This window comes from Streptomyces sp. NPDC104313, assembly GCF_055583985.1.
The window spans coordinates 1-22,497 of sequence record NZ_JBVJMW010000003.1; the positions used below are offsets into that span (position 1 = coordinate 1).

Genomic DNA, 22,497 nt, shown 5'->3' on the forward strand with positions numbered 1-22,497 from the left:
CGCTCGTTTGCGCAGCTCAAGGGGATAGGAGGAGGGGCGTGCCATGACTCAATCCTTTCACGGAATCGAGTCTCTACCGAACCCGGAACGGTTCACAGGGTGATGAGTGTTGCGAGGATTGTTAGAACCCAAGAGCTTGCTGCGGGGGCCTTCGACGTTGGCGGTCACACGCCAATGGCCGCAGCGATCAGGCCAAGACTCAGGATCGCGCTGCCTGCGAACGCCGAGCCTGCCACGAGGGCAGCGTCGGCTGCTCGTGTTCCGGTGCGCGTCTTCAAGATGAAGGCCGCTAACGCGACGACGACAGAGAACAGCAGGACGACCAGGAGCCACGCGAACCTCGCGGCGGGGGGCAAGCCACTCATCGGGAGGTCCTTTCGGGGAAGGTGCCGGCCGAGGCAGGCGCAGTCGGGCCTTGGAGGGCGACAAGTCCGACCAGTTGCTCGGCGAGCTCCTTGTGCATCTGGGTTGCTGCCCGCGCGACCTCCGAGTGCCTGGCGATCTGCTCGTCGAGCGCCCCGAGTGCCCCAGCGATCCGCTTCTGTTCGGACCATGTGGGCAGATACACCGGCAGCGCCTGGAGGTCGGCTTTGCTGATTGAAGGGACTGTGGTCTTCTCGGAGCGGCTCTTGATCCACTCAGTGGTCCGTGAGAGCGAGAGATAGGCCAGCAGGTAAGCGGGGCAGACCTCGGGCGCGAACCGGTGAAGACGGATCAGATTACTGCCGAACAACCAGCCCACCTGGTCGGCCCGCACCTGCGCCACAGGCCCCACCGTGCCCGTTCGGGCGCACAGGATGTCTCCCTCCTGCAGGGCGAAGCGCCGCAACCTCTGCGCCTTGTCGTACGGAACAGCCGTACCGCGCACATCGGCGACCCGGCGATCGCGTAGATGCTTCGGCTGGACAACCGGAACCACGCCGCCGGGCACGTAGGCGTCCTTCGGCAACAGTGAAGGAGAGGGGCCGGCTTGGAGCTCGCACAACTCGCCGAGGCTCCGCCATTCCCAGTCATCTGGTGCGGTATCGATCAGCACACCGAGCCCGCCTTCGACTTGCCGGAACCCGGCAACTCGGGATTCGGCCAGGACATCGGCCCGCTCAGCCGCCTCCCGGGACCTCAACAGGGCGCCGTAGGAATCTGTCGGCTCTTCTGCGTCTACGTTCGACCGCCCTGCGGGCCGCGCGTAGTCGGCAGGGCGCAACGAGGAGCCGGCTGCGTTGACGGCGTCTCTCCGGACTGCCGCACAGGGAAGCCGGGAATCCGGGAGGACCGCGTCGTTTCCGCCCGTCCCACGCCACGAGTGGTAGGCAGCCGCGATAAGCGCACAGTCGTCAGCCTCCAGAACGGACAGCTTCCTGGACACCTTGGTCGCCAGGCCGGAGGCGTCAATGAACAGAACCTCTCCCGAGCTCCGTTCCTGTGCTTCTGGCTTCAGGATCCAGACATTGACAGAGATCGCGGTTGCGCTGAACATCTTCGCCGGCAGCGCGATGACGCATTCCACGGCTCCGCGATCCACCAAGGCGTGCCGAATGCGCTGCTCCTTGAGATGGGAGGAGGTGGCAGCACTGTTGGGCATCAGAACGGCCGCCCGGCCACCTTCGTTGAGTGACATGACCGCGTGCTGAGGCCACGCCAGGTTGGCGTTGGACGCCGGCGGTTCTCCGTAGGTCCACCAGTCGGCATCAACCGGTACCGCAGAAACATTGAACGGCGGATTGGTGAGAACGAGGTCCGCCCGGCGGAGCCGGGGGCCCTCCGTCCAGGGGCGGGTGGCGCCTGTAAGGTTCAGCAACTCCGGACGAGCACCGTGCACCATGAGGTTCATGGCCGCGAGCTCGCGCGTCTCCGGATGGGCACTCCCGATCGTGACAGCCGGGGTCCCTCCACCGGCCTCATCCCCCGGCTCCGGCCTGGCGGCCAATACGGCTGACAGGAGTTCGCCGCCCCGGCCGTTCGGGTCGTACAGGCTTTGAGCAGAAGAGCTCTCCCCGAGCAGCGCTGCCAGAAGACGTGCGACACCTGGCGGGGTGAAGGCATCGCGACTTCCCAGCCCGGCCTCAAGCGCGTGGTGGCCCAACAGCTCTGTAAAACTTCCGCGCCCCGAACTTTCGATCTTGTCCAGAAGGCGGACGATGGCTTGGTGGCTACGGGGGGTGAGGTCCTCCAGCCTTACTGCCATGGCACTGGTCACACCCTGCGCCGCGAGAGTCTGTTCGACCTGCTGCGCGACTGCGGGCAGGAACCTATGGATGTGCGTTCCCGCCTGACCTTGTACGGCGGCCCGCCGCACCACTGCCCACCTCCTCGGCTGGGCCCATCTCAGGTAGACAAGGGAAAACAGCAGATACAGGAAGCTGACTCGCGCCCCTGAGCCCCAGTGCCCCTCGTCCTGCTCACGGAGCAGAATGTCGGCCGAACTGAGGTGCTCGCCGTCGGGATCATCATGTGCGGTACCTCGGGCAGCCGGAAAGCCCTCCGCTTCGAGGTCCTCTACGGCTTCGGCCTCTGACGCCGCGATGAGAGCCGTCCGAGCCCGGTCGGCGTACGTGGCATCTGCCCTCTCATCATCCCGCCGCGCTCTCGGCGGAACCGAGCGGCCCTTCAGCCAGGTGAGCACGTCGGACAAGTAGTAGTAGTCGGTGCCACCGGCCCTCGTAGGGCTCGGGAAATCCGTGTACCTGCGCTCCCAATTGGTGATCGCCGAGCGCTGTACGCCGGCCATTTCTGCGATAGCCGCCCTCGACACCAGCTGCTGCTGCTGGTATTTCGTGATTCTCATGCTGCCCCGTTCGACCGTGCGAGCCGCCACTGCAGCGGATCCGATGGCTGTGATGCTAGGGAGGCGATCGTGTGGCAGCAACTGAGCATTGCAATGCTCAGATAGGCATGGCGTCCCCTCAGGTGCAGTTCAGCACGGGAGAACATCGGCAGATTGCCCCTATATATCTCTCGATAAGGTCACATAATGGCCATGAATGCCACCTCCACCATCTACACGCCTATGACTAATCTCGTGAAGCCCATCAACATGGATCGGTCACTACCCAGCCCCGACACCTCTCCGCCCGGCATCCCACAGCCATACTTCGTCTGCGATATACTCGATGCCATAGTTGATATCTCAGGAGGTCATCGATGAGTCGTACAGTGATCGATCTCGACGACGAGCTGCTGGCCGACGTGGCTCAGGCGCTGGGGACCGGCACCAAGAGGGAGACGGTCAACTCCGCTCTGCGCGAGGTGCTCGACAACCGCCGACGGGCTCTCGCTCTCACTCGGCTGCGGGCTGCGGCCGGCGAGGGCGCGTTCGATCTGGATGTCTTCGAGGAGAAGAGGGACTACCGGCGGTGAGCGCGGCACAGTTCCTGATCGACACCAGTGCGCTCGCCCGATTCTTCCGCGACGACGCCGAACAGTACGGATGGGATCAGGCCGCCACAGCAGGGCTCATCGCGACCTGCCCTGTTACCGAGCTGGAGTTCTTCTACAGCGCCCGCTCCGCCGCGGACCGTGCGCGCGGCATCGAGGACATGCGGCTGCTGTTCGGTTGGGTGCCCGTCGATGACCGCGCGTACGACCGCGCCTGGCAGGTTCAGGAGCTGCTGACCCAACGCGGTCAGCACCGCAGTGCGGGAGCTGTTGACCTCGTCGTCGCCGCCACAGCGGAACTGCAGGGACTGACCCTCCTGCACCGCGACCACGACTTCGAATGTATCGCCGCAATCACCGGTCAAGCCATGCAGTGGTACGGCCCGGTGTCCGGCAAATAGACGAGTGCCTGGTCTCAGTTCCGGTCTCATTCGCAGGTGTTCACCACAGTTCACCAAACCTGTATCCGCCGGCTCCGCCACAGGTCCAGGCGCCCGCGACTGCTGCCGAACGGCCGTCCACGCAAGACGCTCGGCTGGGATACACCAGCCGAGCGTCTACGTGATCTACTCGCTGCCTGAGCCAGTGTTGCGATGATCGCTAGAACCCAAGGAACCCAAGGGCTCCAGGGGCCTTCGAAGTTCCCCAGCCGTCCGGCCGCGCTCCGGACCGTGTCGGGCGGCTCGTCGTCCCGTGACCGCGGATGCCCAACTGGCCATAAATAAGCGGCGGTTGCGGCCTTCCTCCTGGAGCATGGGGGCCGGAGACGGGTCAGCGGACCTGAGCCTGACCCGCCCTGTGCGCATCGCCGTGGCGATGCCGGATGACGAGGGGCATCTGCGTGAAGCTTCGAAGAACCGTTGCCGTGCTGTTCGGTGCGGCGCTGGCCGTCGTCACATTCGTGACGCCGGTGGGCGCGCAGTCGACGCAGACCGGATCCTCGACCACCTACCAGATCAACGCGCGGCACGACGGAAGCCTCGTCGATTCCGCCGTCGGTGCTCCGCCGCTCAGCCAGAAGTGGTCCCGTGACCTGGGCGGAAGCGTCTCCTACCCCATCGTGGCCGGCGGGCGCGTCTTCGTGACCGTCGCCTCGCCGGACGGGTACGGCACCGTCCTCCACGCCATGAACGCGGACACGGGTAAGAACGCCTGGGAGCCGGTCGCCCTCGGTGGCACCTACTGGTGGTCCGCGCTCGCCTACGGGGGCGGCCGGCTCTACGCCCAGAACTACGACGGGGTGCTGACGGCCTTCAATCCGGTCACCGGGGCGCGGCTCTGGACGGTCACGCTGCCCGACCAGTACTCCTTCTCCTCCCCTCCCAGCTTCTCCGGCGGTGTGGTGTACACCGGCGGGGCCGGCTCGGGCGGCACCTTGTACGCGGTGGACGCCGCCAGCGGTGCGGTGCGGTGGACGCGGCCCGTCGCCAACGGGGACAACAGTTCGCCCGCCGTCACGGCCAACGGGGTGTACGTCTCGTACGCCTGTGAGCAGGCCTATGCCTTCGACCCGAAGTCGGGCGCCCCGGTCTGGCACCACCGGACCGACTGCTCCGGCGGCGGTGGCCGCACTCCTGTCGTCGCCGACGGCGGTGTCTGGATACGCGACGGCGGCGGGATGGCCCCTGCGGTGCTCAACACCGCCGACGGGAAGGTCCGCGGCACCTACCCGGCCACCGGCTGGTCGCCGGCGCCCGCCTTCGACGGACGCCAGGGCTACTTCGTCGATGACGGTGTTCTGCGGGAGCGGCACAGCCGGACCCTGGCCACCCGCTGGACGTTCGAGGGGGACGGCCGGATCAGCACGGCCCCGATCGTCGTCAACGGTTACGTCTACGTCGGCTCCCTGAGCGGCCGGCTGTGGGCGGTCAACGGCGCCACCGGTCAGCCCGTCTGGTCCACCGACGTCGGCGCGCCGATCAACGAGCCCGACGAGCACAACGTGTCCCAGCCACTGACCGGCCTCGGAGCCGGCGGCGGACTCGTGGTGGTCCCGGCCACCAACCTGTTGGTCGCGTACGGGCAGTGAGCCGCAGGGGTGGCGTCCGGTCCCTGCGGCCCGGATGCCACCCCCCTGCCCGTCCCGTAACCACCGGGCCGTGCCCCGCTTCCGTCAGGGTGGAGTGCCGCAGCGTGAGCGGGCCGCGCGCCCACCTGGCCGATGAGTTGGCCGCACCGCACGGCATCACCCGCATCGAGAGCGCCGTGACCCGGCGCCGCACGAGACGAGCCGGTCCGTTGCCGGTGCCCCTGGCCGAAAAGCGAGCAGGGGCGCCGCACGGCAGAGCCGCAGCGCAGGAGGCACGTCGAGGCTTCCCGCCCGACTCCGTCATGGAGGCCCGGGGGGTACTTTTCAGACAACTGTGGGCCGCCCGGGTGAGGACAGACAACCTACGGGCCCCCGCGCCGCCTCTCACAGTCCGGACACAGCGTCGCCACAGGTGAGTTGGGGCCGTGCTGCGCGTCCACGTTCCGCCAAGCACCCGGAATCCGGAAGTACGAGGAATGATGACCAGATCCCCGCAGGGCCGCACGAACCGCCTGACCCGCCCCTCGATCGCTGTCGCCGCGGCCGTCGCCGTGACCGCGGGCGTCGTTGCCGCCGCGCCCGACGCCAAGACGGCGGAGCCGACGCCGAAGCTCAGCCTGATCGCCGCCTCCACCTCGGTGACGCTCGACTCGTGGAAGGAGGATCCCGGCGTCTATCTGGATCTCGGGACGTACCTCACCTCCGAGAACGCCTCCTTCGAGCTCAAGGTGACCCGGAAGTCCTACAAGACCCCGGTCGTCGCCTCGCAGGTCTTCCGGAACGGGAAGAAGACCACGACCAAGGCGCTTCCCGCCGGGCTGGTGAAGGACTTCTCCGGGCTGCCGGACTTCGCGCAGATCCAGCTCACCGACGCGGCGGGGAAGAAGGTGCTGACCAAGACCGAGGCGTTCTGCCCCAACAACGCCTCCGGGCGGGTCCGGCCGGACGCTCCCGCCAACTCGAAGTATCCGCAGAGCTGTCCGGTGAACCCCTTCACCCTCGGCTCGGTGTGGGGCGTGGAGAACGGCTGGGCGTCCAACACCTACGCCGGCTACTACTCCAAGCCGGTCCAGCTGGCCGCCGGTAAGTACACCGCCAAGATCAACGTGACCAAGAAGTACCGCGATCTCTTCGGCATCGCCAACCAGACCCGCACCGTCAAGGTGACCGTGCGCGAGCGCAGTTGGGAGGAGCCGCCCCCGGTTCCCGCCGGCAGCAGCGGCGCCGCGTCCGCGCACGAGGGTCACGGAGGGCACGAAGGGCACGGGAAGGCGACCGCGCCCGCCGCGCCCTCCGCCCACGCCGGGCACGGCGCCCCGGCCCGCACCGAGGCACCCGCCACCCGGACGACCGGCGCCGGCTCCACGTTCAACGTCGGTCACGGGCCCTACCCGCCGGCTCCGGCCGCGCTGCCCTGGGCGCTGAAGAAGGAATCGCTCCAGCGGGAGGCCTTCTCCGCTGCCAGGACCGGTGACCGCGCCGGGCAGACCGACGGTTCGCGCCAGGCTCCGGGCTCCAAGCCCAACGCGAAGCGGCCCACCGGCAAGGCGGCCGTGCCCGACGTGCCGAAGCCGGACCTGCGCTCGCTGCCCGCGTACGGCATCACCGTCAGCGACGGGTACGAGGAGGTGCCCGGCAAGGACTACCTCGCCTTCAGCGCCAACGTGTGGAACGCGGGCCCGGCCAAGCTCGTCGTGGACGGCTTCCGCTCCCCCGGCAAGGAGCTGATGGACGCCTACCAGTACTTCTACGACGCCAACGGCAAGCAGGTCGGCTACACCCCGACCGGCACCATGGAGTGGGACCCGCGCCCCGGCCACGAGCACTGGCACTTCACGGACTTCGCCAGCTACCGGCTGCTGAAGGCCGACCAGAAGGAGTCGGTGCGCAGCGGCAAGGAGGCGTTCTGCCTGGCCAACACCGACGCCGTCGACTACACGGTGAAGAACGCCAACTGGCACCCGGGCAACACCGACCTGTCCACCGCGTGCGGCCAGGAGAACTCGATCTCCGTGCGCGAGGTGCTGGACGTCGGCTCCGGTGACACCTACACCCAGGACCTGCCCGGCCAGTCCTTCGACATCACGAACCTGCCGAACGGCACGTACTACATCCAGGTCCTCGCCAACCCGGAGAACCGGCTCAAGGAGACCAACCACAACAACAACAGCGCGCTGCGCAAGGTCGTCCTCGGAGGCAAGAAGGGCGCCCGCACCGTGACGGTCCCCGCCCACGAACTGGTGAACGCCAACTAGTTGTCCCACGCGGCGCGTTGACCCGCTCCGCACCGTACGTTCCGCAGGCCCCGGGAAGCTGTTCCCGGGGCCTGCGGCGCGGGCCCGTCAGCCGAGCGCGTCGACCGCCGCCCGCACGGCCCCCTGCCGCCCGAGGAAGTCCGTGCTGTCGGCCCACTGGTCCACGCTCCCGGTCAGCGGCAGGGCCCGCAGTTCCGGGTCGGTGATGCTCCGGGCCAGGGCCCCGGCGAAGCGCTCGGCGTGCAGCACCTGGAACGGGCGGCCGTGGTACGGCCGCCGCCCGGGGTCCACCGCCTGCGCGAGGCCCGAGCGGTTCTGGAGCGCGGCCACGGCCTCGTACGCGTCGCAGAGGTGTCCCTCGCGCGCCGGATACTCCGTGGCCGTGACGGCTCCCCGCAGGGCGGGCAGCAGCGCGTCGGCCCCGGGCAGCCGGGCGAAGGCGCTCCCCAGCCACTTGCCGTACGGCGCGTACTCCCGCGCGAGGAGCAGGCACAGGCGCATCAGGTCGCGCACGAGCCGCCCCGCGACCACAGCGGACCCCAGCTCGTCCCCCACCTCGGCACAGCGTCCGGCGAACGCCTCCTCCTGGGAGATCCGCTGCCACTGGCAGGCCAGCAGATAGCGCCACACCTCGTCCGGGTACCAGGCCAGCTCCTGCCGCGCCCGGGTCAGTGTGCCCACGTCGTCGCGGAACACCGCGCCGCCCGTGGTCTCCGCCAGCTTCTGCTGCGGCATGGCCAGCCAGTCGTGGACCGTCGGCGCCGGGGGCTTCCCGTCGGGGCCGGGACGGAGGCCGAGCCGGTCGTGCAGCCACCCGCCGACGTCGGCGACGACGACGCGGTGGTCGACCGGGCCGTCGGTCGGTTCCATGTGCCCGACCGGGTCGGCGGGGTCGGCGTGCCGGAAGTGCGTCGGCCAGCCGCGCACCCGCTTGGGCAGCCGCTCGGCGAGCAGGCGGTGGATCCGCTCCCCGTGCGCGGCGGCGTCGGCCGGTTCCAGGAAGAGGTCCAGGCGCGGGCCCCATTCGTGGTCCGCGGACCGGGCGGTGTCGAAGCCGAGCACCTCGGAGCCGGAGCCGATCCGGGCGGCGGCGTACCGCAGTCCGGGGTACGCCGCGTCGAGGACCGGCCGCACGGCCTCCTCGTAGAGGATCCGGGACAGGTCGAGTCCGGGCAGGAACGCGGGGGCGGGGGTCGTCATCCGCCCACTGTGCCCGGACAGACGCGCCGGTTTCCAGGCGATTACCGTGTCGCGCGGCCCCAGCTCACGGCCGATCCCGGAACAGCGGCCGGGGAGCGAGCGCTACAGCAGGTGGTCGGCCTTCCCGGCCTTGATGTCCCGGATGAGGGTGCTCAGCGCCTCCCGGGTGTCCGTGAGGTAGGCCCCTTCCTGCCCGGCGACCGCTATGTAGGCGTTGCCGTCGGCGTCGGTACCCAGGCGGAAGCAGTTGGAACTCTCCGCGCAGAAAGGCTCTTCCCACGTGATGTCGGTCATGGCCACGTCTCCTATCGGGTGCCGGTGAGGGCGAGTATGCAGTCCCGGGACCTGTCGGGACTGAGGGAGGCCCGTTCCATCCAGTCCAGTTGGGAGCGGTACTTGTCGAGTTGTGCCGTCGCGTGGGTGAAACCCGGCCCGTGGGCCGAATCGAGCTGCACCGTGTCCAGCTGCGGAACGACTCCTCCGGCGTAGGACAGGGCCTGTCCGGCTCCGGGGAAGGCCCCGGAAGCGAACGGCACCACCCTCACATCCACATGGCGGAGTTGGCTCATCTCACACAGATGGTGCAACTGTGCGCGCATGACCTTCATTCCGCCGAACTCGATGCGCAGGGCCGCTTCGTGGATGTAGGCCGCGTACGCGATCGGATCGGGCCGATGCAGCACCTGCTGACGCTGCAGGCGGAGCGCGACGCGAAGCTCGATCTCGTGGTCCGACAGCGGCGGCAGCGCAGCATGACCAACGGCCCTGACGTATCCGTCTGTCTGGAGCAGGCCGGGGACGTGGAGGAACACTCCGGCCCGCACGGAGGTGGCATGCCATTCCAACTCGGTGATGTCGAGCAGTCCGGCCGGAAGCTGCCCCCGATAGACCTCCCACCAGTCCTTCGGGCGCGGCTCGGCCATGGCGACGAGAGCATCGACGTAACGCCTCTCGCCACACCCGTAGTTGCTTGCCAGTGTGCGTACGCGCTCAGGCGTGATCGCCCGGACGCCTGACTCGATGTTCGAGACCTTCGCCCTGTCCACCCCGAGCAGCCGGGCGGCGAACTCCGTGCTCTCGCCCGCGTCGTTCCTCATCCTGCGCAGTTCGGAACCGAGTCGCTTCTGACGTTCGCTGGGGACACTCCGTGGCGGCATGCGGCGCTTCTCCCGGATCGGTAAGTGAACAGTGTGCCTGGCAGTACGGCTTCAACCAGACACCAGGCCGGGGCATTTTCTCGATTCAGGTGGTAAATGCCACTCACCTTCCTCTACCGTAAGTCACGCGACGCTCACGCAAGGCGAGAACGAAGAGCATCGCGCGGGCCTGCCCGCGTCCTCCTGCCCTGGGAGGGGCGCGCCCGCGCCAGGGAGACGAGCCACCGCACCGCTACGCGGACGACGCATCGAACGGCCCGCAACCACCTCACCGTCGCACCGAACGGCACACCTTCCCCTGAGCGGAGTCCCCATGCCCGAAAGCACGCCCACACCGGTACCGGCCACGCAAGGCCCTGCCACCGAAACGCGGCCCGCTCCCCGAACCGGATACGGATACGGACACGGAGACGGGAACCGGCCTCACCTCGCGCCGCTCTCCCTCCGGCCCGTCGCGAGGTTCACCCACTGTCCGCCGCCGCCTCCGGACCTCTCCGAGCCGTCCCTGGCGAACCTCGTTCACGGCCTGACACTGCCCTCGGCTCTCACGACGCCGGCCATCGCCGAGGAGGCCGTCGAGATCATCCTGGACACGCACCGCGCGGGGGCGGAGCTGACGGACGCGGCGATCCTGCTCACCCACGACCTGGTGGCGTACGCCTGCGGGTTCACCGGCGCCGGCGAGCAGCTTCACCTCTCGTTGCGCTCGGCTGACAACACGCTCCGGTTCACCGTGTACGACACACACGCCGCTCACCGTCACCCCCGCCTTGCAGCCGCCTGCGACGTACGGCGTCGGGACCTGCTCGCCCCCGTCACGACACTGGTGGAGACACGTCTCGGCGTCTGGGGCTTCGCCCCCGCCCACCCGCCGGGTGTCGGAACCCGCACGTGGGCCAGCCTCCCGTACGGGCAGGCCGGGGAGGGTGCCCGCGCTCCCGCTGCCCGGCCCACGGGGAGCTGAGAGGATGCGCACGGTGAGCAACGATGATCTGGCCGATGTCCTGGGCATCTGCGAGAGCACGACGTTGGAGTTCAAGCGCACGGCGAAGCGGGAGGGCAAGCCCGGTGACGCCATCGCCACGGCCGTGTGCGCCATGGCCAACGACCTCTGTGGCCGTGGAGGCGGTGACATCCTTGTGGGCGTGAACGACGCCGGAGATCCGGTGGACGATGTCGACACGAGCGATCGCGCGCTGCTGGCCCTGACCGAACTCCGGGACGACGGCCGCATTCTCGACCGGCCCTCGCTCACCGTCCGCGTGGCCCGCTACAAGGGCAAGCCGGTCGTACATCTGCGCGTGGAAGCCTCGGCCGCGCCGCCCGTGCGGTGCGACGGCGTGGTCTGGGTCCGGCCGGGTCCCACCACCCGACGGGCCGGGCGGGAGGACGAACGCGTGTTGTCCGAGCGCCTCCGGTCGGGAGACGGGCCGTTCGACGTCCGGCCGATGGTCCGCGCGACGCGTGAGGATCTGGATCTCGACCTGTTCCAGCGTTCCTACCTGCCCTCCATGGTCGACCCCGAGGTGATCGAGGAGAACGGCCGCCCGCTCGACGTCCAGCCGGCCTCCTGTCACCTCGCGACACCGGACGGCATCCCCACCGCTCTGGGCCTGCTGACCGTCGGGCTCGACCGGCTGTCTCCGCGCGGGCGATGCGACAGGAACGGACCATCACCCGTGCGGACGAGCCCTCAGCCCTTCTCCCCCACCGGCCGCCGCTCCAGGATCCGGGCCGTCGCGTCCGCGTCCAGGTGGGCGGTGCCCTCCTCGCCGGTCACCGTGACGCGGACCCGGGGGCCCACTCCGGTGCCCGCGCCCGGCGTCACGTCGATACGCCAGCTCTTCGGGTCGCGCACGCCCAGGGTCGTGCGGGCCTCGCGGACCAGGGCGGGGAACAGTTCGTACGGGAGCATCTGGAGGTGCACGGTCTCGCCGGGCGGGCGGGCCGAGTCGCCGCGGATCTCCATGCGGCGTTCCTCGATGGTGATCGCGGTGACGTCCGAGGTGCCCGCGCGGGCCTCCAGTTTCGTGGCCGTCTCCCGCATCCGGCCGAGGACCAGCAGCGAGGAGGAGGGCCCGGAGACCGTGGTGGACGTGGTGAACGTCCGGGAGGAGGACGCGGAGGAGGTGGAGGACGGCTGCTTCGACGAGGTCCCCGACGCGTCCTCGGACGTGAACAGGTCCGCCCGGAACAGGAGGACCACCAGGGCCCCGCCCGCCAGGAACGCGAGCAGCGCCAGCACGCACCAGGAAGCCTCGCCCGGCCCGGGGTCGTTCACCAGGGTGGACTCGGGCGCGGAGTCGATCTCCGCCTCCTCGGCCCGGCGGCTCCACTCCGGGGTCGGGCGGGTGACGATCCGCACCTTCCAGGGCTCGTCCGGGCGGTACTCCACGACCGCGATGCCGCGCGGCCGGTAGGCGGGGATGTCGACCAGGTTGATGGGCTGGCTGAACTTCACGCGGTACGCCGGCCGGTCGTCCGGCGCCACGGTCAGCCGGAACTTCACCGGTACGTCGGCCATTTCGCCGCCCGTCGCCCGCAGGTCCTCGATCCGGGCGAGGGCGATCTCGCCGGTCGGCGGCGTGACGGGCCCCGAGGGCCGTCGCCCGGTGACGACGCCGATCAGGATGAGGACGACCAGGACTCCGCCCCCGGTGATGACGACGGGCAGCTCCTCCAGGATCGCGCCGACCACGACAGCCGCGATCGCCGCGCCGGTCACCCCCGACACGACCGTCAGACGCAGGGCGTCGAAGAGTCCGCTCAGCACCGAACGCCCGCGCACAGTACGCCCGTTGATTTCAGCGGTGTCCTGCTCCGTCCGCTCCGTCCGCCCCTGCCCTGGTGTCCCCATGACCGTGATTGTGCCGGGCGGGGGCGATCCGGGGCAGGGGTGGACCGAAGAAAAGGGGTGGACCGAAGAAATACGACGAGGTCAGTCCTCGCCCTCCAGGTTTCCTTCCGTCTCCAGGTACACCTGGCGCAGCGCGTCCAGCACCGCCGGGTCGGGCTTGGCCCACATGCCGCGCGACTCGGCCTCCAGGAGGCGTTCCGCGATGCCGTGCAGCGCCCAGGGGTTGGCCTCCTGGAGGAACCGCCGGTTCTCCGGGTCCAGGACGTACGTCTCGGTGAGCTTGTCGTACATCCAGTCGGCGACGACGCCGGTCGTGGCGTCGTACCCGAAGAGGTAGTCGACGGTGGCCGCCAGCTCGAACGCGCCCTTGTAGCCGTGGCGTCGCATCGCCTCGATCCACTTCGGATTGACGACCCGGGCACGGAAGACCCGGGACGTCTCCTCGACCAGCGTCCGCGTGCGGACGGTCTCGGGGCGGGTGGAGTCCCCGATGTACGCCTCCGGGGCCTTGCCCTTGAGCGCGCGCACGGTGGCCACCATGCCGCCGTGGTACTGGAAGTAGTCGTCGGAGTCCGCGATGTCGTGCTCGCGGGTGTCGGTGTTCTTCGCGGCGACCTCGATGCGCTTGTAAGCGCTCTCCATCTCCTCGCGGGCCGGGCGGCCGTCGAGCTCACGGCCGTAGGCGTAGCCGCCCCACACCGTGTAGACCTCGGCGAGATCGGCGTCGGTGCGCCAGTCGCGGGAGTCGATGAGCTGGAGGAGGCCCGCGCCGTAGGTGCCGGGGCGGGAGCCGAAGATCCGGGTGGTGGCCCGGCGTTCGTCGCCGTGTTCGGCCAGGTCGGCCTGGGTGTGCGCCCGTACGTGGTTCCGCTCGGCCGGCTCGTCGAGTGAGGCGGCCAGCCGTACGGCGTCGTCGAGCAGCCCGACCGTGTGCGGGAACGCGTCGCGGAAGAAGCCCGAGATGCGCAGTGTCACGTCGATACGGGGGCGGCCCAGCTCCTCGTACGGGATGGGCTCCAGGCCGGTCACGCGGCGGGAGGCGTCGTCCCAGACGGGGCGGATGCCGAGCAGCGCGAACGCCTCCGCGATGTCGTCGCCCGCCGTGCGCATCGCGCTGGTGCCCCAGAGGGAGAGGCCGACCGAGGTGGGCCAGTCGCCGTTGTCGGTGCGGTAGCGGGTCAGGAGCGATTCGGCGAGCGCCTGGCCGGTCTCCCAGGCGAGCTTGGAGGGGACGGCCTTCGGGTCGACGGAGTAGAAGTTGCGGCCGGTGGGGAGGACGTTGACCAGGCCGCGCAGGGGCGAACCGGAGGGCCCGGCGGGTACGAAGCCGCCGTTCAACGCGTGCACGGCGTGGGTGAGTTCGTCGGTCGTGGCCGCCATGCGCGGGACGACCTCGGTGGCCGCGAAGGTGAGGATGTCAGCGACCGCGTCCGGCAGCCCGGCGGCGACACCGGCGACGGCGGCCGGGTCCCAGTCGGCGTCGTCCATCGCCTGGACGAGCGCGCGGGCCTGCTCCTCGATCTCGTCGGCGGCGGTGCGGGTGGCGGCCGACTCGTCGAGGCCGAGCGCCTCGCGCAGCCCCGGGAGCGAGGCGGTGCCGCCCCAGATCTGGCGGGCGCGCAGTACGGCGAGGACCAGGTTGACCCGGTCGTTCCCGGCGGGCGGGCTGCCCAGCACGTGCAGGCCGTCGCGGATCTGGACGTCCTTGATCTCGCAGAGCCAGCCGTCGAGATGCATGATGAAGTCGTCGAAGCCCTCGTCCTCCGGCCGGTCCTCAAGACCGAGGTCGTGGTCGAGTTTCGCGGCCTGGATCAGCGTCCAGATCTGCGCGCGGATCGCGGGCAGCTTCGCCGGGTCCATCGCGGCGATCTGGGCGTGTTCGTCGAGGAGTTGCTCAAGCCGGGCGATGTCGCCGTAGCTGTCGGCGCGGGCCATCGGCGGCACCAGGTGGTCGATCAGCGTGGCGTGGACGCGACGCTTGGCCTGCGTGCCCTCGCCCGGGTCGTTGACCAGGAACGGGTAGACCAGCGGCAGATCGCCGAGGGCGGCGTCCGGGCCGCACGCGGCCGACAGGCCCGCGTTCTTGCCGGGCAGCCACTCCAGATTGCCGTGCTTGCCGAGGTGGATCATCGCGTCCGCGCCGAAGCCGTTGTCGTCGGCGGAGGCGGCGATCCAGCGGTAGGCGGCCAGGTAGTGGTGCGAGGGCGGCAGATCGGGGTCGTGGTAGATCGCGATCGGGTTCTCGCCGAAGCCACGCGGCGGCTGGATGAGGATGAGGAGGTTGCCGCGCCGCAGGGCAGCGAGGACGATGTCGCCCTCCGGGTTCGCGGACCGGTCCACGAACATCTCGCCGGGCGCCGGGCCCCAGTGCCGCTCCACCGCGAGCCGCAGTTCCTCGGGGAGCGTGGCGAACCAGCGGCGGTAGTCGGCGGCCGGGATCCGGACCGGGTTCCTGGCCAACTGCTCCTCGGTCAGCCACTCCTGGTCGTGGCCGCCCGCCTCGATCAGCGCGTAGATCAGCTCGTCGCCGTCGCCGGAGACCAGCCCCGGGATGTCCTCCTCGGGGCCGAAGTCGTACCCCTCGGCGCGCAGCCGCCGCAGCAGCGCCACGGCGCTGGCGGGCGTGTCGAGGCCGACCGCGTTCCCGATCCGGGAGTGCTTGGTCGGGTAGGCGGAGAGCACGAGCGCGATCCGCTTCTCCGCGTTCGGGATGTGCCGCAGCTTCGCGTGGCGTACGGCGATCCCGGCGACCCGGGCCGCGCGCTCGGCGTCGGCGACGTACGCCGGGAGCCCGTCCTCGTCGATCTCCTTGAAGGAGAAGGGGACGGTGATCAGCCGGCCGTCGAACTCCGGCACCGCGATCTGGGTGGCCGCGTCCAACGGGGAGACGCCCTCGTCGTTCTCCTCCCACGCGGCGCGCGGGCTGGTGAGGCAGAGCGCCTGGAGGATCGGCACGTCGAGCCCGGTGAGCGCGCCCGCGTCCCATGACTCGTCGTCGCCGCCGGCCGAAGCCTCGGCGGGCTTGGTGCCGCCCGCCGCGAGGACGGTGGTGACGATGGCGTCGGCGGCGCGGAGAGCGTCGATCAGCTCGGCCTCCGGCGTACGGAGGGACGCGACGTACAGCGGGAGCGGCCGGGCCCCCGCGTCCTCGACGGCGGTGCACAGCGCGTCGATGAACGCGGTGTTCCCGCTCATGTGGTGGGCGCGGTAGTAGAGGACGGCGACGGTCGGCGCACCCTCGGGCACCGTGCGGGCCTCCCGCTCCAGCGGGCCCCACGCGGGGGCCGGGGCGGGCGGCTCGAAGCCGTGGCCGGTCAGCAGCACGGTGTCGGAGAGGAACCGGGCCAGCTGCTCCAGGTTGGCGGGCCCGCCGTGCGCGAGGTAGGCGTGCGCCTCGGCCGCGATGCCGATCGGCACGGTGGAGGCGGCCATCAACTGGGCGTCGGGGGCCTGTTCACCGGTCAGCACGACGACCGGGCGGCCGGTGGCCAGCACCGCGTCCAAACCCTCCTGCCATGCCCGTACGCCGCCGAGGAGGCGTACGACGACGAGGTCGACGCCTTCCAGCAGCTCCGGCAGTACGTCGAGGGCGACGCGGGAGGGGTTGGCGTACCGGTAGCTGACGGGTCCCTCACCGGCGCGGGCGCTCAGGAGGTCGGTGTCGGACGTCGACAGGAGCAGGATCATGCTGCGTCAGGCCTTCCTCGGGGTGTCCACGCCCCGGGCGGTGTCGGAGGGTCTCCCCACGTCCGGCTCGGAGACCGGGCGCTCGGGGAAGGGAGTTCCTGACTCGCCCGGCCGGTGGTGGCGGCCGGGCTCACAGTGGCGGGACCGCGCCGGAATCTCACCGGGCTTCCTCCCCTGTCGCCGTCTGGCGATGGCGGCCTGAACGGACCACCGCCTGCATCCTAAGCGGCGGGGGCGGGTTCGGGCAGGGGGCGGGGGTGCGGTGGTGATCACTGTGCGCGGAGCGCGCCGGCTCTCCGACCCCGATCCCCCACAGGCCGGCCGTACCCGTGTCCCGCAGGTGGGCCCTACCTGTGCCCGCAGGCCGGCCGTACGTGTCCCGCAGGTGGGCCGTATCTGTCCCGCAGGCCGGCCGTACCCGTGTCCCGCAGGTCACAGGAGCGGGCCCGCCGACGGGGTCGGCCCGGTCGGTATGCTCGCCGCCATGCCCGATTCCGCCCCCTCGCCCCTTTCCGCGGGCGGCACAGCCCGCCGCGACGGCGGCGACGCCTGCCCGGGGACGCTGCGGCTGCACCGGGCCGACGACGGTGCGCTGGCCCGGGTACGCGTCCCCGGCGGGGTGTTGAGCGCCGACCGGGCGGACGCGCTGCTCGCGGTGGCCGGCCGGTTCGGGGACGGTGAGCTGCATCTCACCTCGCGGGGCAACGTACAGCTGCGCGGCCTCGACGCGGAGTGCGGCGGCGAGCCGGCCGAACTGCTCGGCGCCGCCGGGCTGCTGCCGTCCGCCGCGCACGAGCGGGCCCGCAACATCGTGGCCTCGCCGCTCGCCGGACTCGACGGATCGCCCTCGGTCGGCGGCTGGTTGTCCCAGCTGGACGGCCTGGTGTGCCGGTCGGCCGCCGCCGCCGCGCTCTCCGGCCGCTTCCTCTTCGCCCTCGACGCGGGCAGTGGTGACGTGGACACGCTGGGCGCGGACGTGACGCTGATCGCGCACGGCGGCGGCTGCCTGCTGCGGGTCGGGGCCGCCGACGAGGTGTTCCGCCTGCCCGCGGCGGACGGCCCGCGCGCCGCGCTGCTGGCCGCCGAGGTGTTCCTCCGCGCCGCCCGGGACTCCGGCGCGTGGCGCGTGAAGGACCTGCCCGACGCCGTACGCGCCGCGCTGCCCGGCGAGGTCGCCCGGGCCGTCGGAGCGGCGGCGAGTGCGACCGTGCACCACCCCCGTCCGCGTACGGCGAAGGCTCCGGCCCCGGGTACGGTCACCGCGCCGGACGACAGCACTACAGCGACAGCGGCAGTGACTGTGACAGCGATCAGCGTCGGCGTACCGCTGGGGCGGCTCACCCCCGCCCAGTGGCGGCTGCTCACCGAAACGGCCCGGCGGTACGGGAACGAGCTGCGGCTCACCCCGTGGCGCGGGATCGTCATCCCCGGCCCCTTCGGACCGTCCGGACCGTCCGGATCTTCCGCGCGGCCCGGGCGGCGCGGGCACGCGGCGAAGGCGCTCGGCACCCTGGCGGCGGCCGGGCTGATCACCGGCCCGGACTCCCCGTGGACCGGCGTCGGCGCCTGCATCGGCCACCCCGGCTGCGCGAAGTCGCTGTCCGACGTGCGGGCCGAAGCGGGGGCCGCTGTCGGACCGGTCGGACGGCTCCCTGTGTACTGGTCCGGGTGCGAACGCCGCTGCGGCCACCCCCACGGGGAGTGGATCGACGTGGTCGTCACGCCCGACGGGCACCGGATCTCGCACGTACGGGGCGAACACCGTGCCCCCCGGGCGGCGGCCCTGAACGACCCGGCGGCACTCGCCGCGGCGGTGGCCGAGGCCCGCGCCTGAGCACGCCCCCCCAGCTCCCCTCCCCCCTTCCGGCAGAAGAAAGCGACAGCACTGTGCACCAGTACGAGAAGGACGGACCGGCGATCTACCGCCAGTCCTTCGCCACCATCCGCGCGGAGGCGGATCTGGCCGGGCTGCCCGCCGATGTGAGCCAGGTCGCCGTCCGGATGATCCACGCCTGCGGCATGGTCGACCTCGTAAGGGACCTCGCCTTCTCACCGAACGCCGTGGCCGACGCCCGCGCGGCCCTGCGCTCCGGCGCACCGATCCTCTGCGACGTGGCGATGGTGGCCAGCGGGGTCACCCGCAGGCGGCTGCCCGCGGACAACGACGTGATCTGCACACTGTCCGACCCGTCCGTGCCGGAGCTGGCCGCGAAGATGGGGACCACGCGCAGCGCGGCGGCCCTGGAGCTGTGGCGGGACCGGATGGAGGGGGCGGTGGTCGCGGTCGGCAACGCCCCGACCGCCCTGTTCCGCCTGCTGGAGATGATCGAGGAGGGCGCCCCGCGCCCGGCCGCCGTCATCGGCGTCCCGGTCGGTTTCATCGGCGCGGCCGAGTCCAAGGAGGCCCTGGCCGAGCACGCGTCGGGCCTGGAGCACCTGATCGTGCGCGGCCGGCGCGGCGGCAGCGCGATAGCGGCGGCGGCGCTCAACGCCATCGCGAGCGAGGAAGAGCAGTGACCTCTCCAGTGACCGGGCTCAGCGGCGGCGGTACCGGCCGGCTCTACGGTGTCGGGCTCGGCCCCGGCGACCCGAACCTGATGACGCTGCGGGCCGTCCAGGCCATCGGCGAGGCCGACGTCGTCGCCTACCACAGCGCCCGGCACGGCCGCTCGATCGCCCGGTCCATCGCGGCGGCGCACCTGCGGCCCGACCACATCGAGGAGGCCCTGGTCTACCCCGTCACGACGGAGACCACGGACCACCCGGGCGGCTACCGGGGTGCGTTGGAGGAGTTCTACGAGAAGGCCGCGGCCCGCCTCGCGGCGCATCTGGACGCGGGGCTGACCGTCGCGGTGCTCGCCGAGGGCGACCCGATGTTCTACGGCTCGTACATGCACATGCACAAGCGTCTGGCCGACCGGTACCCGACCGAGGTGATCCCGGGAGTGACGTCCGTCAGCGCGGCGGCGGCCCGGCTCGGCACCCCCCTCGTCGAGGGCGAGGAAATCCTCACGATCCTGCCCGGCACACTGCCGGAAGAGGAGCTGACGGCCCGTCTCGCCGCCACCGACACGGCCGTGGTGATGAAGCTGGGGCGTACGTTCCCGGCGGTGCGCGGGGCGTTCGAGGCGTCGGGGAGGCTGGCGGAGGCGCGGTACGTGGAGCGGGCGACGATGGCCGGGGAACGCACGGGCGACCTGGCGGACATCGACCCGGCGTCCGTCCCGTACTTCTCGGTCGCGGTCCTGCCGAGCCGCGTCGACGCGCCGCGCCCGTCGCCTTCCACGGGCGGCGAGGTCGTGGTGGTGGGCACCGGCCCGGCGGGCCCGCTGTGGCTGACACCGGAGACGCGCGGAGCACTCGCCGCCGCCGACGCCGTGGTCGGCTACACGACCTACCTGGACCGGGTGCCGGTCCGCCCCGGCCAGGCGCGGCACGGCTCGGACAACAAGGTGGAGTCGGAGCGCGCCGAGTTCGCCCTGGACCTGGCCCGGCGCGGCCACCGTGTCGTGGTGGTCTCCGGCGGCGACCCCGGGGTCTTCGCGATGGCGACGGCGGTGCTGGAGGTGGCCTCCCAGGACCCGTACACGGACATCCCCGTACGGGTCCTGCCCGGCGTCACCGCCGCCAACGCGGCGGCAGCCCGCGCGGGTGCGCCGCTGGGCCACGACTACGCCACGATCTCCCTCTCGGACCGGCTCAAGCCGTGGGAGGTCATCGCGGAGCGGCTGCGCGCGGCAGCCTCGGCGGACCTGGTGCTGGCCCTGTACAACCCGGGCTCCGCGTCCCGTACGTGGCAGGTCGGCAAGGCCCGCGACCTGCTCCTGGAGCACCGCTCGCCGGATACCCCGGTGGTGCTGGCGCGCGATGTGGGCGGCCCGACGGAGTCCGTCCGTACGGTGCGGCTGGCGGACCTGGACCCGGCGGAGGTGGACATGCGGACGCTGCTGATCGTGGGCTCGTCGCAGACCCGGTGGGTGCGCAGGGGCGGTTCCGGCGCCGACCGGTCCATCGTGTGGACGCCCCGCCGCTACCCGGAGGCGTAGAGCCGGCGTACCCACCGAGCGGCCTCGTCGGGCGTACGGGCCACCGGTACCCCTGCCGGTACCGGTGGCCGCCGGACCACGACGACGGGAATCCCGGCCTCACGGGCGGCGGCGAGCTTGGGGGCGGTCGCGTCCCCGCCGCTGTCCTTGGTGACAAGGACGTCGAGGCGATGGCGGCGGATGAGCTCGCGCTCCCCCTCCAGCGTGAACGGCCCCCGGTCGAGCAGGACCTCCATCCGGGCCGGGAAGGGCGGCCCGGGAGCATCGACCGACCGCACGAGGAACCACAGCGCGCCCGGTCCCGGTCCCGCTCCCGCGAAGGCGGCGAGCCCCATCCGCCCGGTGGTGAGGAAGACCCGCTCACCCAGCGCGGGCAGCAGCCCGGCGGCCTCGGCGAGCGATCCGGCGGGGTGCCAGCGGTCACCGTCCTGGGCGACCCAGCCGGGCCGGCGGAGGGCGAGGAGAGGAACATGGGCCTGTGCGGCGGCCTCGGCCGCGTTCCGGCTCATGGTCGCGGCGAAGGGGTGGGTGGCATCGACGAGGGCGTCCACACCGTGCTCACGCACCCAGGCGGCAAGCCCCTCGGGCCCCCCGAACCCGCCGACGCGCACGTCACCGGGCGGCAGCCGGGGAGCGGCGACGCGCCCGGCGAGCGAGGTGGTCACCCGGACCCCCGGATCATGGGCGACCAGGTGTTCGGCCAGCCGGCGGGCCTCGGTCGTACCCCCCAGAACAAGAACGTGCACAGTCATCGGAACGGACTCTTCTCGTGAACGCTGAGGCGCGGGGCGGTCGCAGCGCCCAACTCAAACACACCGGCCTGCGGCCCGGCTGGACGACCGGCGCCTGTGCGACGGCGGCGACGACGGCCGCGTACACGGCGCTGCTGACCGGCGACTTCCCGGACCCGGTGACCATCACCCTGCCGAAGGGCCAGACCCCGGCGTTCGCACTGGCGGTGGAGGAGCTGACGGCCGGACCGGGCGGGGCGGTGGCGACGGCCGGAGTGGTGAAGGACGCGGGCGACGACCCGGACGTGACGCACGGGGCACTGGTCCGGTCGACCGTACGGAGACTGCCGCCGGGCTCCGGCGTGGTGTTCCGGGCGGGCCCGGGCGTGGGCACCGTCACCCTCCCCGGCCTGCCGCTGGACGTCGGTGAGCCCGCCGTGAACCCGGTCCCGCGCCAACTGATGCGCGAGCACGTGGAGCGGGTGGCGGCGGAGCACGGCGGGACGGGGGACGTGGAGGTCACGGTCTCGGTCGACCACGGCGAGGAGATCGCCCGCTCGACGTGGAACGGCCGGCTCGGCATCCTGGGCGGCCTGTCGATCCTGGGCACGACGGGGGTGGTGGTCCCGTACTCCTGCTCGGCGTGGATCGACTCGATCCGCCGGGGCGTGGACGTGGCGAGGGCGGCGGGCCTGACCCATGTGGCGGGCTGCACGGGCTCGACGTCGGAGAAGACGGTCGTGTCGGAGTACGGCCTGGCGGACATCGCGCTGCTGGACATGGGCGACTTCGCGGGCGCGGTCCTGAAATACGTACGCCGGCATCCCGTGGCCCGCCTCACGATCTGCGGCGGCTTCGCCAAGCTGTCGAAGCTCGCGGCGGGCCACCTGGACCTCCACTCGGCCCGCTCCCAGGTCGACAAGCCCTTCCTGGCCGGCCTGGCCCGGCAGGGCGGCGCGGACGAACCACTGGCCTCCCGTATCGCCACCGCCAACACAGGCCTGGAGGCACTGCGCCTGTGCGAGGCGGCGGGCGTCCCCCTGGGCGACCTGGTGGCGGCCCGAGCCCGCGACGAGGCCCTGTCGGTGCTGCGGGGCGCGCCGGTGGCGGTCGACGTGATCTGCGTCGACCGGGCGGGGGTGGTGGTGGGTCGGGGGTAG

At 71.4% G+C, this 22,497-nt stretch carries 17 protein-coding genes, 1 pseudogene and 1 riboswitch; of the genes and pseudogenes, 10 read left to right on the plus strand and 8 right to left on the minus strand.

Going from position 1 to position 22,497, the window contains the following annotated elements; translation table 11 throughout:
* Nucleotides 1-164 precede the first annotated feature (164 nt).
* Both ACZ60Q_RS07040 and ACZ60Q_RS07045 read right to left on the minus strand, forming a co-directional pair.
* On the minus strand, nt 165-365 hold the full coding sequence (locus ACZ60Q_RS07040; protein WP_469629591.1) for a hypothetical protein: 201 nt from the start codon (nt 363-365) through the stop codon (nt 165-167).
* The gene (locus ACZ60Q_RS07045; protein WP_469629594.1) at nt 362-2,785 is read right to left on the minus strand and encodes an N-6 DNA methylase; all 2,424 of its coding nucleotides are present in this window, start codon (nt 2,783-2,785) and stop codon (nt 362-364) included. The genes ACZ60Q_RS07040 and ACZ60Q_RS07045 overlap by 4 nt, the downstream gene beginning before the upstream one ends.
* A gap of 356 nt (nt 2,786-3,141) precedes the next feature.
* Between ACZ60Q_RS07045 and ACZ60Q_RS07050 the strand changes: the two genes are divergently transcribed.
* From ACZ60Q_RS07050 to ACZ60Q_RS07065, 4 genes are all read left to right on the plus strand, one after another.
* Complete coding sequence (locus ACZ60Q_RS07050; RefSeq protein WP_469629597.1) at nt 3,142-3,357, plus strand: type II toxin-antitoxin system VapB family antitoxin; 216 nt, start codon at nt 3,142-3,144, stop codon at nt 3,355-3,357.
* On the plus strand, nt 3,354-3,776 hold the full coding sequence (locus ACZ60Q_RS07055) for a PIN domain nuclease (protein WP_328866186.1): 423 nt from the start codon (nt 3,354-3,356) through the stop codon (nt 3,774-3,776). The genes ACZ60Q_RS07050 and ACZ60Q_RS07055 overlap by 4 nt, the downstream gene beginning before the upstream one ends.
* A gap of 440 nt (nt 3,777-4,216) precedes the next feature.
* The gene (locus ACZ60Q_RS07060; protein ID WP_469629600.1) at nt 4,217-5,404 is read left to right on the plus strand and encodes a PQQ-binding-like beta-propeller repeat protein; all 1,188 of its coding nucleotides are present in this window, start codon (nt 4,217-4,219) and stop codon (nt 5,402-5,404) included.
* 476 nt (nt 5,405-5,880) lie between these two features.
* Entirely contained in the window at nt 5,881-7,659 is a 1,779-nt protein-coding gene (locus ACZ60Q_RS07065) for a lysyl oxidase family protein (protein ID WP_469629603.1), read from the plus strand.
* An 87-nt stretch (nt 7,660-7,746) separates the two neighbouring features.
* Here ACZ60Q_RS07065 and ACZ60Q_RS07070 read toward each other — a convergent pair whose 3' ends face one another.
* The 3 genes from ACZ60Q_RS07070 to ACZ60Q_RS07080 form a co-directional block, all read right to left on the minus strand.
* A complete protein-coding gene (locus ACZ60Q_RS07070) occupies nt 7,747-8,859 on the minus strand; it encodes a DUF4037 domain-containing protein (protein WP_469629606.1) in 1,113 nt (370 codons plus the stop codon).
* Nucleotides 8,860-8,961: 102 nt separating this feature from the next.
* The gene (locus tag ACZ60Q_RS07075; RefSeq protein WP_469629607.1) at nt 8,962-9,153 is read right to left on the minus strand and encodes a hypothetical protein; all 192 of its coding nucleotides are present in this window, start codon (nt 9,151-9,153) and stop codon (nt 8,962-8,964) included.
* Between the two features lie 11 nt (nt 9,154-9,164).
* Nucleotides 9,165-10,016, minus strand: coding sequence for a helix-turn-helix domain-containing protein (locus ACZ60Q_RS07080; protein WP_469629610.1), 852 nt, complete (start codon nt 10,014-10,016; stop codon nt 9,165-9,167).
* Between the two features lie 313 nt (nt 10,017-10,329).
* Between ACZ60Q_RS07080 and ACZ60Q_RS07085 the strand changes: the two genes are divergently transcribed.
* Nucleotides 10,330-10,980 carry an ATP-binding protein gene (locus tag ACZ60Q_RS07085; protein WP_469629613.1) on the plus strand — a complete coding sequence of 217 codons (651 nt, stop codon included), beginning with the start codon at nt 10,330-10,332 and terminating at the stop codon, nt 10,978-10,980.
* Between the two features lie 4 nt (nt 10,981-10,984).
* Nucleotides 10,985-11,383, plus strand: a pseudogene (locus ACZ60Q_RS07090) (AlbA family DNA-binding domain-containing protein); the annotation flags it as partial.
* Nucleotides 11,384-11,709: 326 nt separating this feature from the next.
* Here ACZ60Q_RS07090 and ACZ60Q_RS07095 read toward each other — a convergent pair.
* Together ACZ60Q_RS07095 and cobN are read right to left on the minus strand one after the other, a co-directional pair.
* On the minus strand, nt 11,710-12,873 hold the full coding sequence (locus ACZ60Q_RS07095) for a hypothetical protein (protein WP_469629616.1): 1,164 nt from the start codon (nt 12,871-12,873) through the stop codon (nt 11,710-11,712).
* 81 nt (nt 12,874-12,954) lie between these two features.
* On the minus strand, nt 12,955-16,560 hold the full coding sequence (gene cobN, locus ACZ60Q_RS07100; protein ID WP_469629619.1) for a cobaltochelatase subunit CobN: 3,606 nt from the start codon (nt 16,558-16,560) through the stop codon (nt 12,955-12,957).
* 92 nt (nt 16,561-16,652) lie between these two features.
* Nucleotides 16,653-16,732: riboswitch (cobalamin riboswitch) on the minus strand.
* A gap of 300 nt (nt 16,733-17,032) precedes the next feature.
* Here cobN and ACZ60Q_RS07105 point away from each other — a divergent pair.
* From ACZ60Q_RS07105 to ACZ60Q_RS07115, 3 genes are read left to right on the plus strand one after another with little or no spacing between them, the layout of a single operon-like run.
* Nucleotides 17,033-18,394: a cobalamin biosynthesis protein CobG gene (locus ACZ60Q_RS07105; RefSeq protein WP_469629622.1), complete on the plus strand. Its 1,362-nt coding sequence runs from the start codon at nt 17,033-17,035 to the stop codon at nt 18,392-18,394.
* 53 nt (nt 18,395-18,447) lie between these two features.
* Entirely contained in the window at nt 18,448-19,077 is a 630-nt protein-coding gene (locus ACZ60Q_RS07110; RefSeq protein WP_469629624.1) for a precorrin-8X methylmutase, read from the plus strand.
* Complete coding sequence (locus tag ACZ60Q_RS07115; protein ID WP_469629627.1) at nt 19,074-20,606, plus strand: precorrin-2 C(20)-methyltransferase; 1,533 nt, start codon at nt 19,074-19,076, stop codon at nt 20,604-20,606. The genes ACZ60Q_RS07110 and ACZ60Q_RS07115 overlap by 4 nt, the downstream gene beginning before the upstream one ends.
* Here ACZ60Q_RS07115 and ACZ60Q_RS07120 read toward each other — a convergent pair.
* Nucleotides 20,591-21,358: a cobalt-precorrin-6A reductase gene (locus tag ACZ60Q_RS07120; RefSeq protein ID WP_469629629.1), complete on the minus strand. Its 768-nt coding sequence runs from the start codon at nt 21,356-21,358 to the stop codon at nt 20,591-20,593. The two genes, ACZ60Q_RS07115 and ACZ60Q_RS07120, sit on opposite strands and share 16 nt — an antisense overlap.
* Nucleotides 21,359-21,375: 17 nt before the next feature.
* Between ACZ60Q_RS07120 and ACZ60Q_RS07125 the strand changes: the two genes are divergently transcribed.
* A complete protein-coding gene (locus ACZ60Q_RS07125; protein ID WP_469629632.1) occupies nt 21,376-22,497 on the plus strand; it encodes a cobalt-precorrin-5B (C(1))-methyltransferase in 1,122 nt (373 codons plus the stop codon).

Excerpts from the sequence above, each read along its gene's own strand:
- ACZ60Q_RS07040 (WP_469629591.1), bottom strand. The coding sequence starts at position 365 with ATGAGTGGCTTGCCCCCCGCCGCGAGGTTCGCGTGGCTCCTGGTCGTC.
- ACZ60Q_RS07045 (WP_469629594.1), bottom strand. The coding sequence starts at position 2,785 with ATGAGAATCACGAAATACCAGCAGCAGCAGCTGGTGTCGAGGGCGGCT.
- ACZ60Q_RS07050 (WP_469629597.1), top strand. The coding sequence starts at position 3,142 with ATGAGTCGTACAGTGATCGATCTCGACGACGAGCTGCTGGCCGACGTG.
- ACZ60Q_RS07065 (WP_469629603.1), top strand. The coding sequence starts at position 5,881 with ATGATGACCAGATCCCCGCAGGGCCGCACGAACCGCCTGACCCGCCCC.
- ACZ60Q_RS07070 (WP_469629606.1), bottom strand. The coding sequence starts at position 8,859 with ATGACGACCCCCGCCCCCGCGTTCCTGCCCGGACTCGACCTGTCCCGG.
- ACZ60Q_RS07075 (WP_469629607.1), bottom strand. The coding sequence starts at position 9,153 with ATGACCGACATCACGTGGGAAGAGCCTTTCTGCGCGGAGAGTTCCAAC.
- ACZ60Q_RS07080 (WP_469629610.1), bottom strand. The coding sequence starts at position 10,016 with ATGCCGCCACGGAGTGTCCCCAGCGAACGTCAGAAGCGACTCGGTTCC.
- ACZ60Q_RS07085 (WP_469629613.1), top strand. The coding sequence starts at position 10,330 with ATGCCCGAAAGCACGCCCACACCGGTACCGGCCACGCAAGGCCCTGCC.
- ACZ60Q_RS07095 (WP_469629616.1), bottom strand. The coding sequence starts at position 12,873 with ATGGGGACACCAGGGCAGGGGCGGACGGAGCGGACGGAGCAGGACACC.
- cobN (WP_469629619.1), bottom strand. The coding sequence starts at position 16,560 with ATGATCCTGCTCCTGTCGACGTCCGACACCGACCTCCTGAGCGCCCGC.
- ACZ60Q_RS07105 (WP_469629622.1), top strand. The coding sequence starts at position 17,033 with ATGCTCGCCGCCATGCCCGATTCCGCCCCCTCGCCCCTTTCCGCGGGC.
- ACZ60Q_RS07120 (WP_469629629.1), bottom strand. The coding sequence starts at position 21,358 with ATGACTGTGCACGTTCTTGTTCTGGGGGGTACGACCGAGGCCCGCCGG.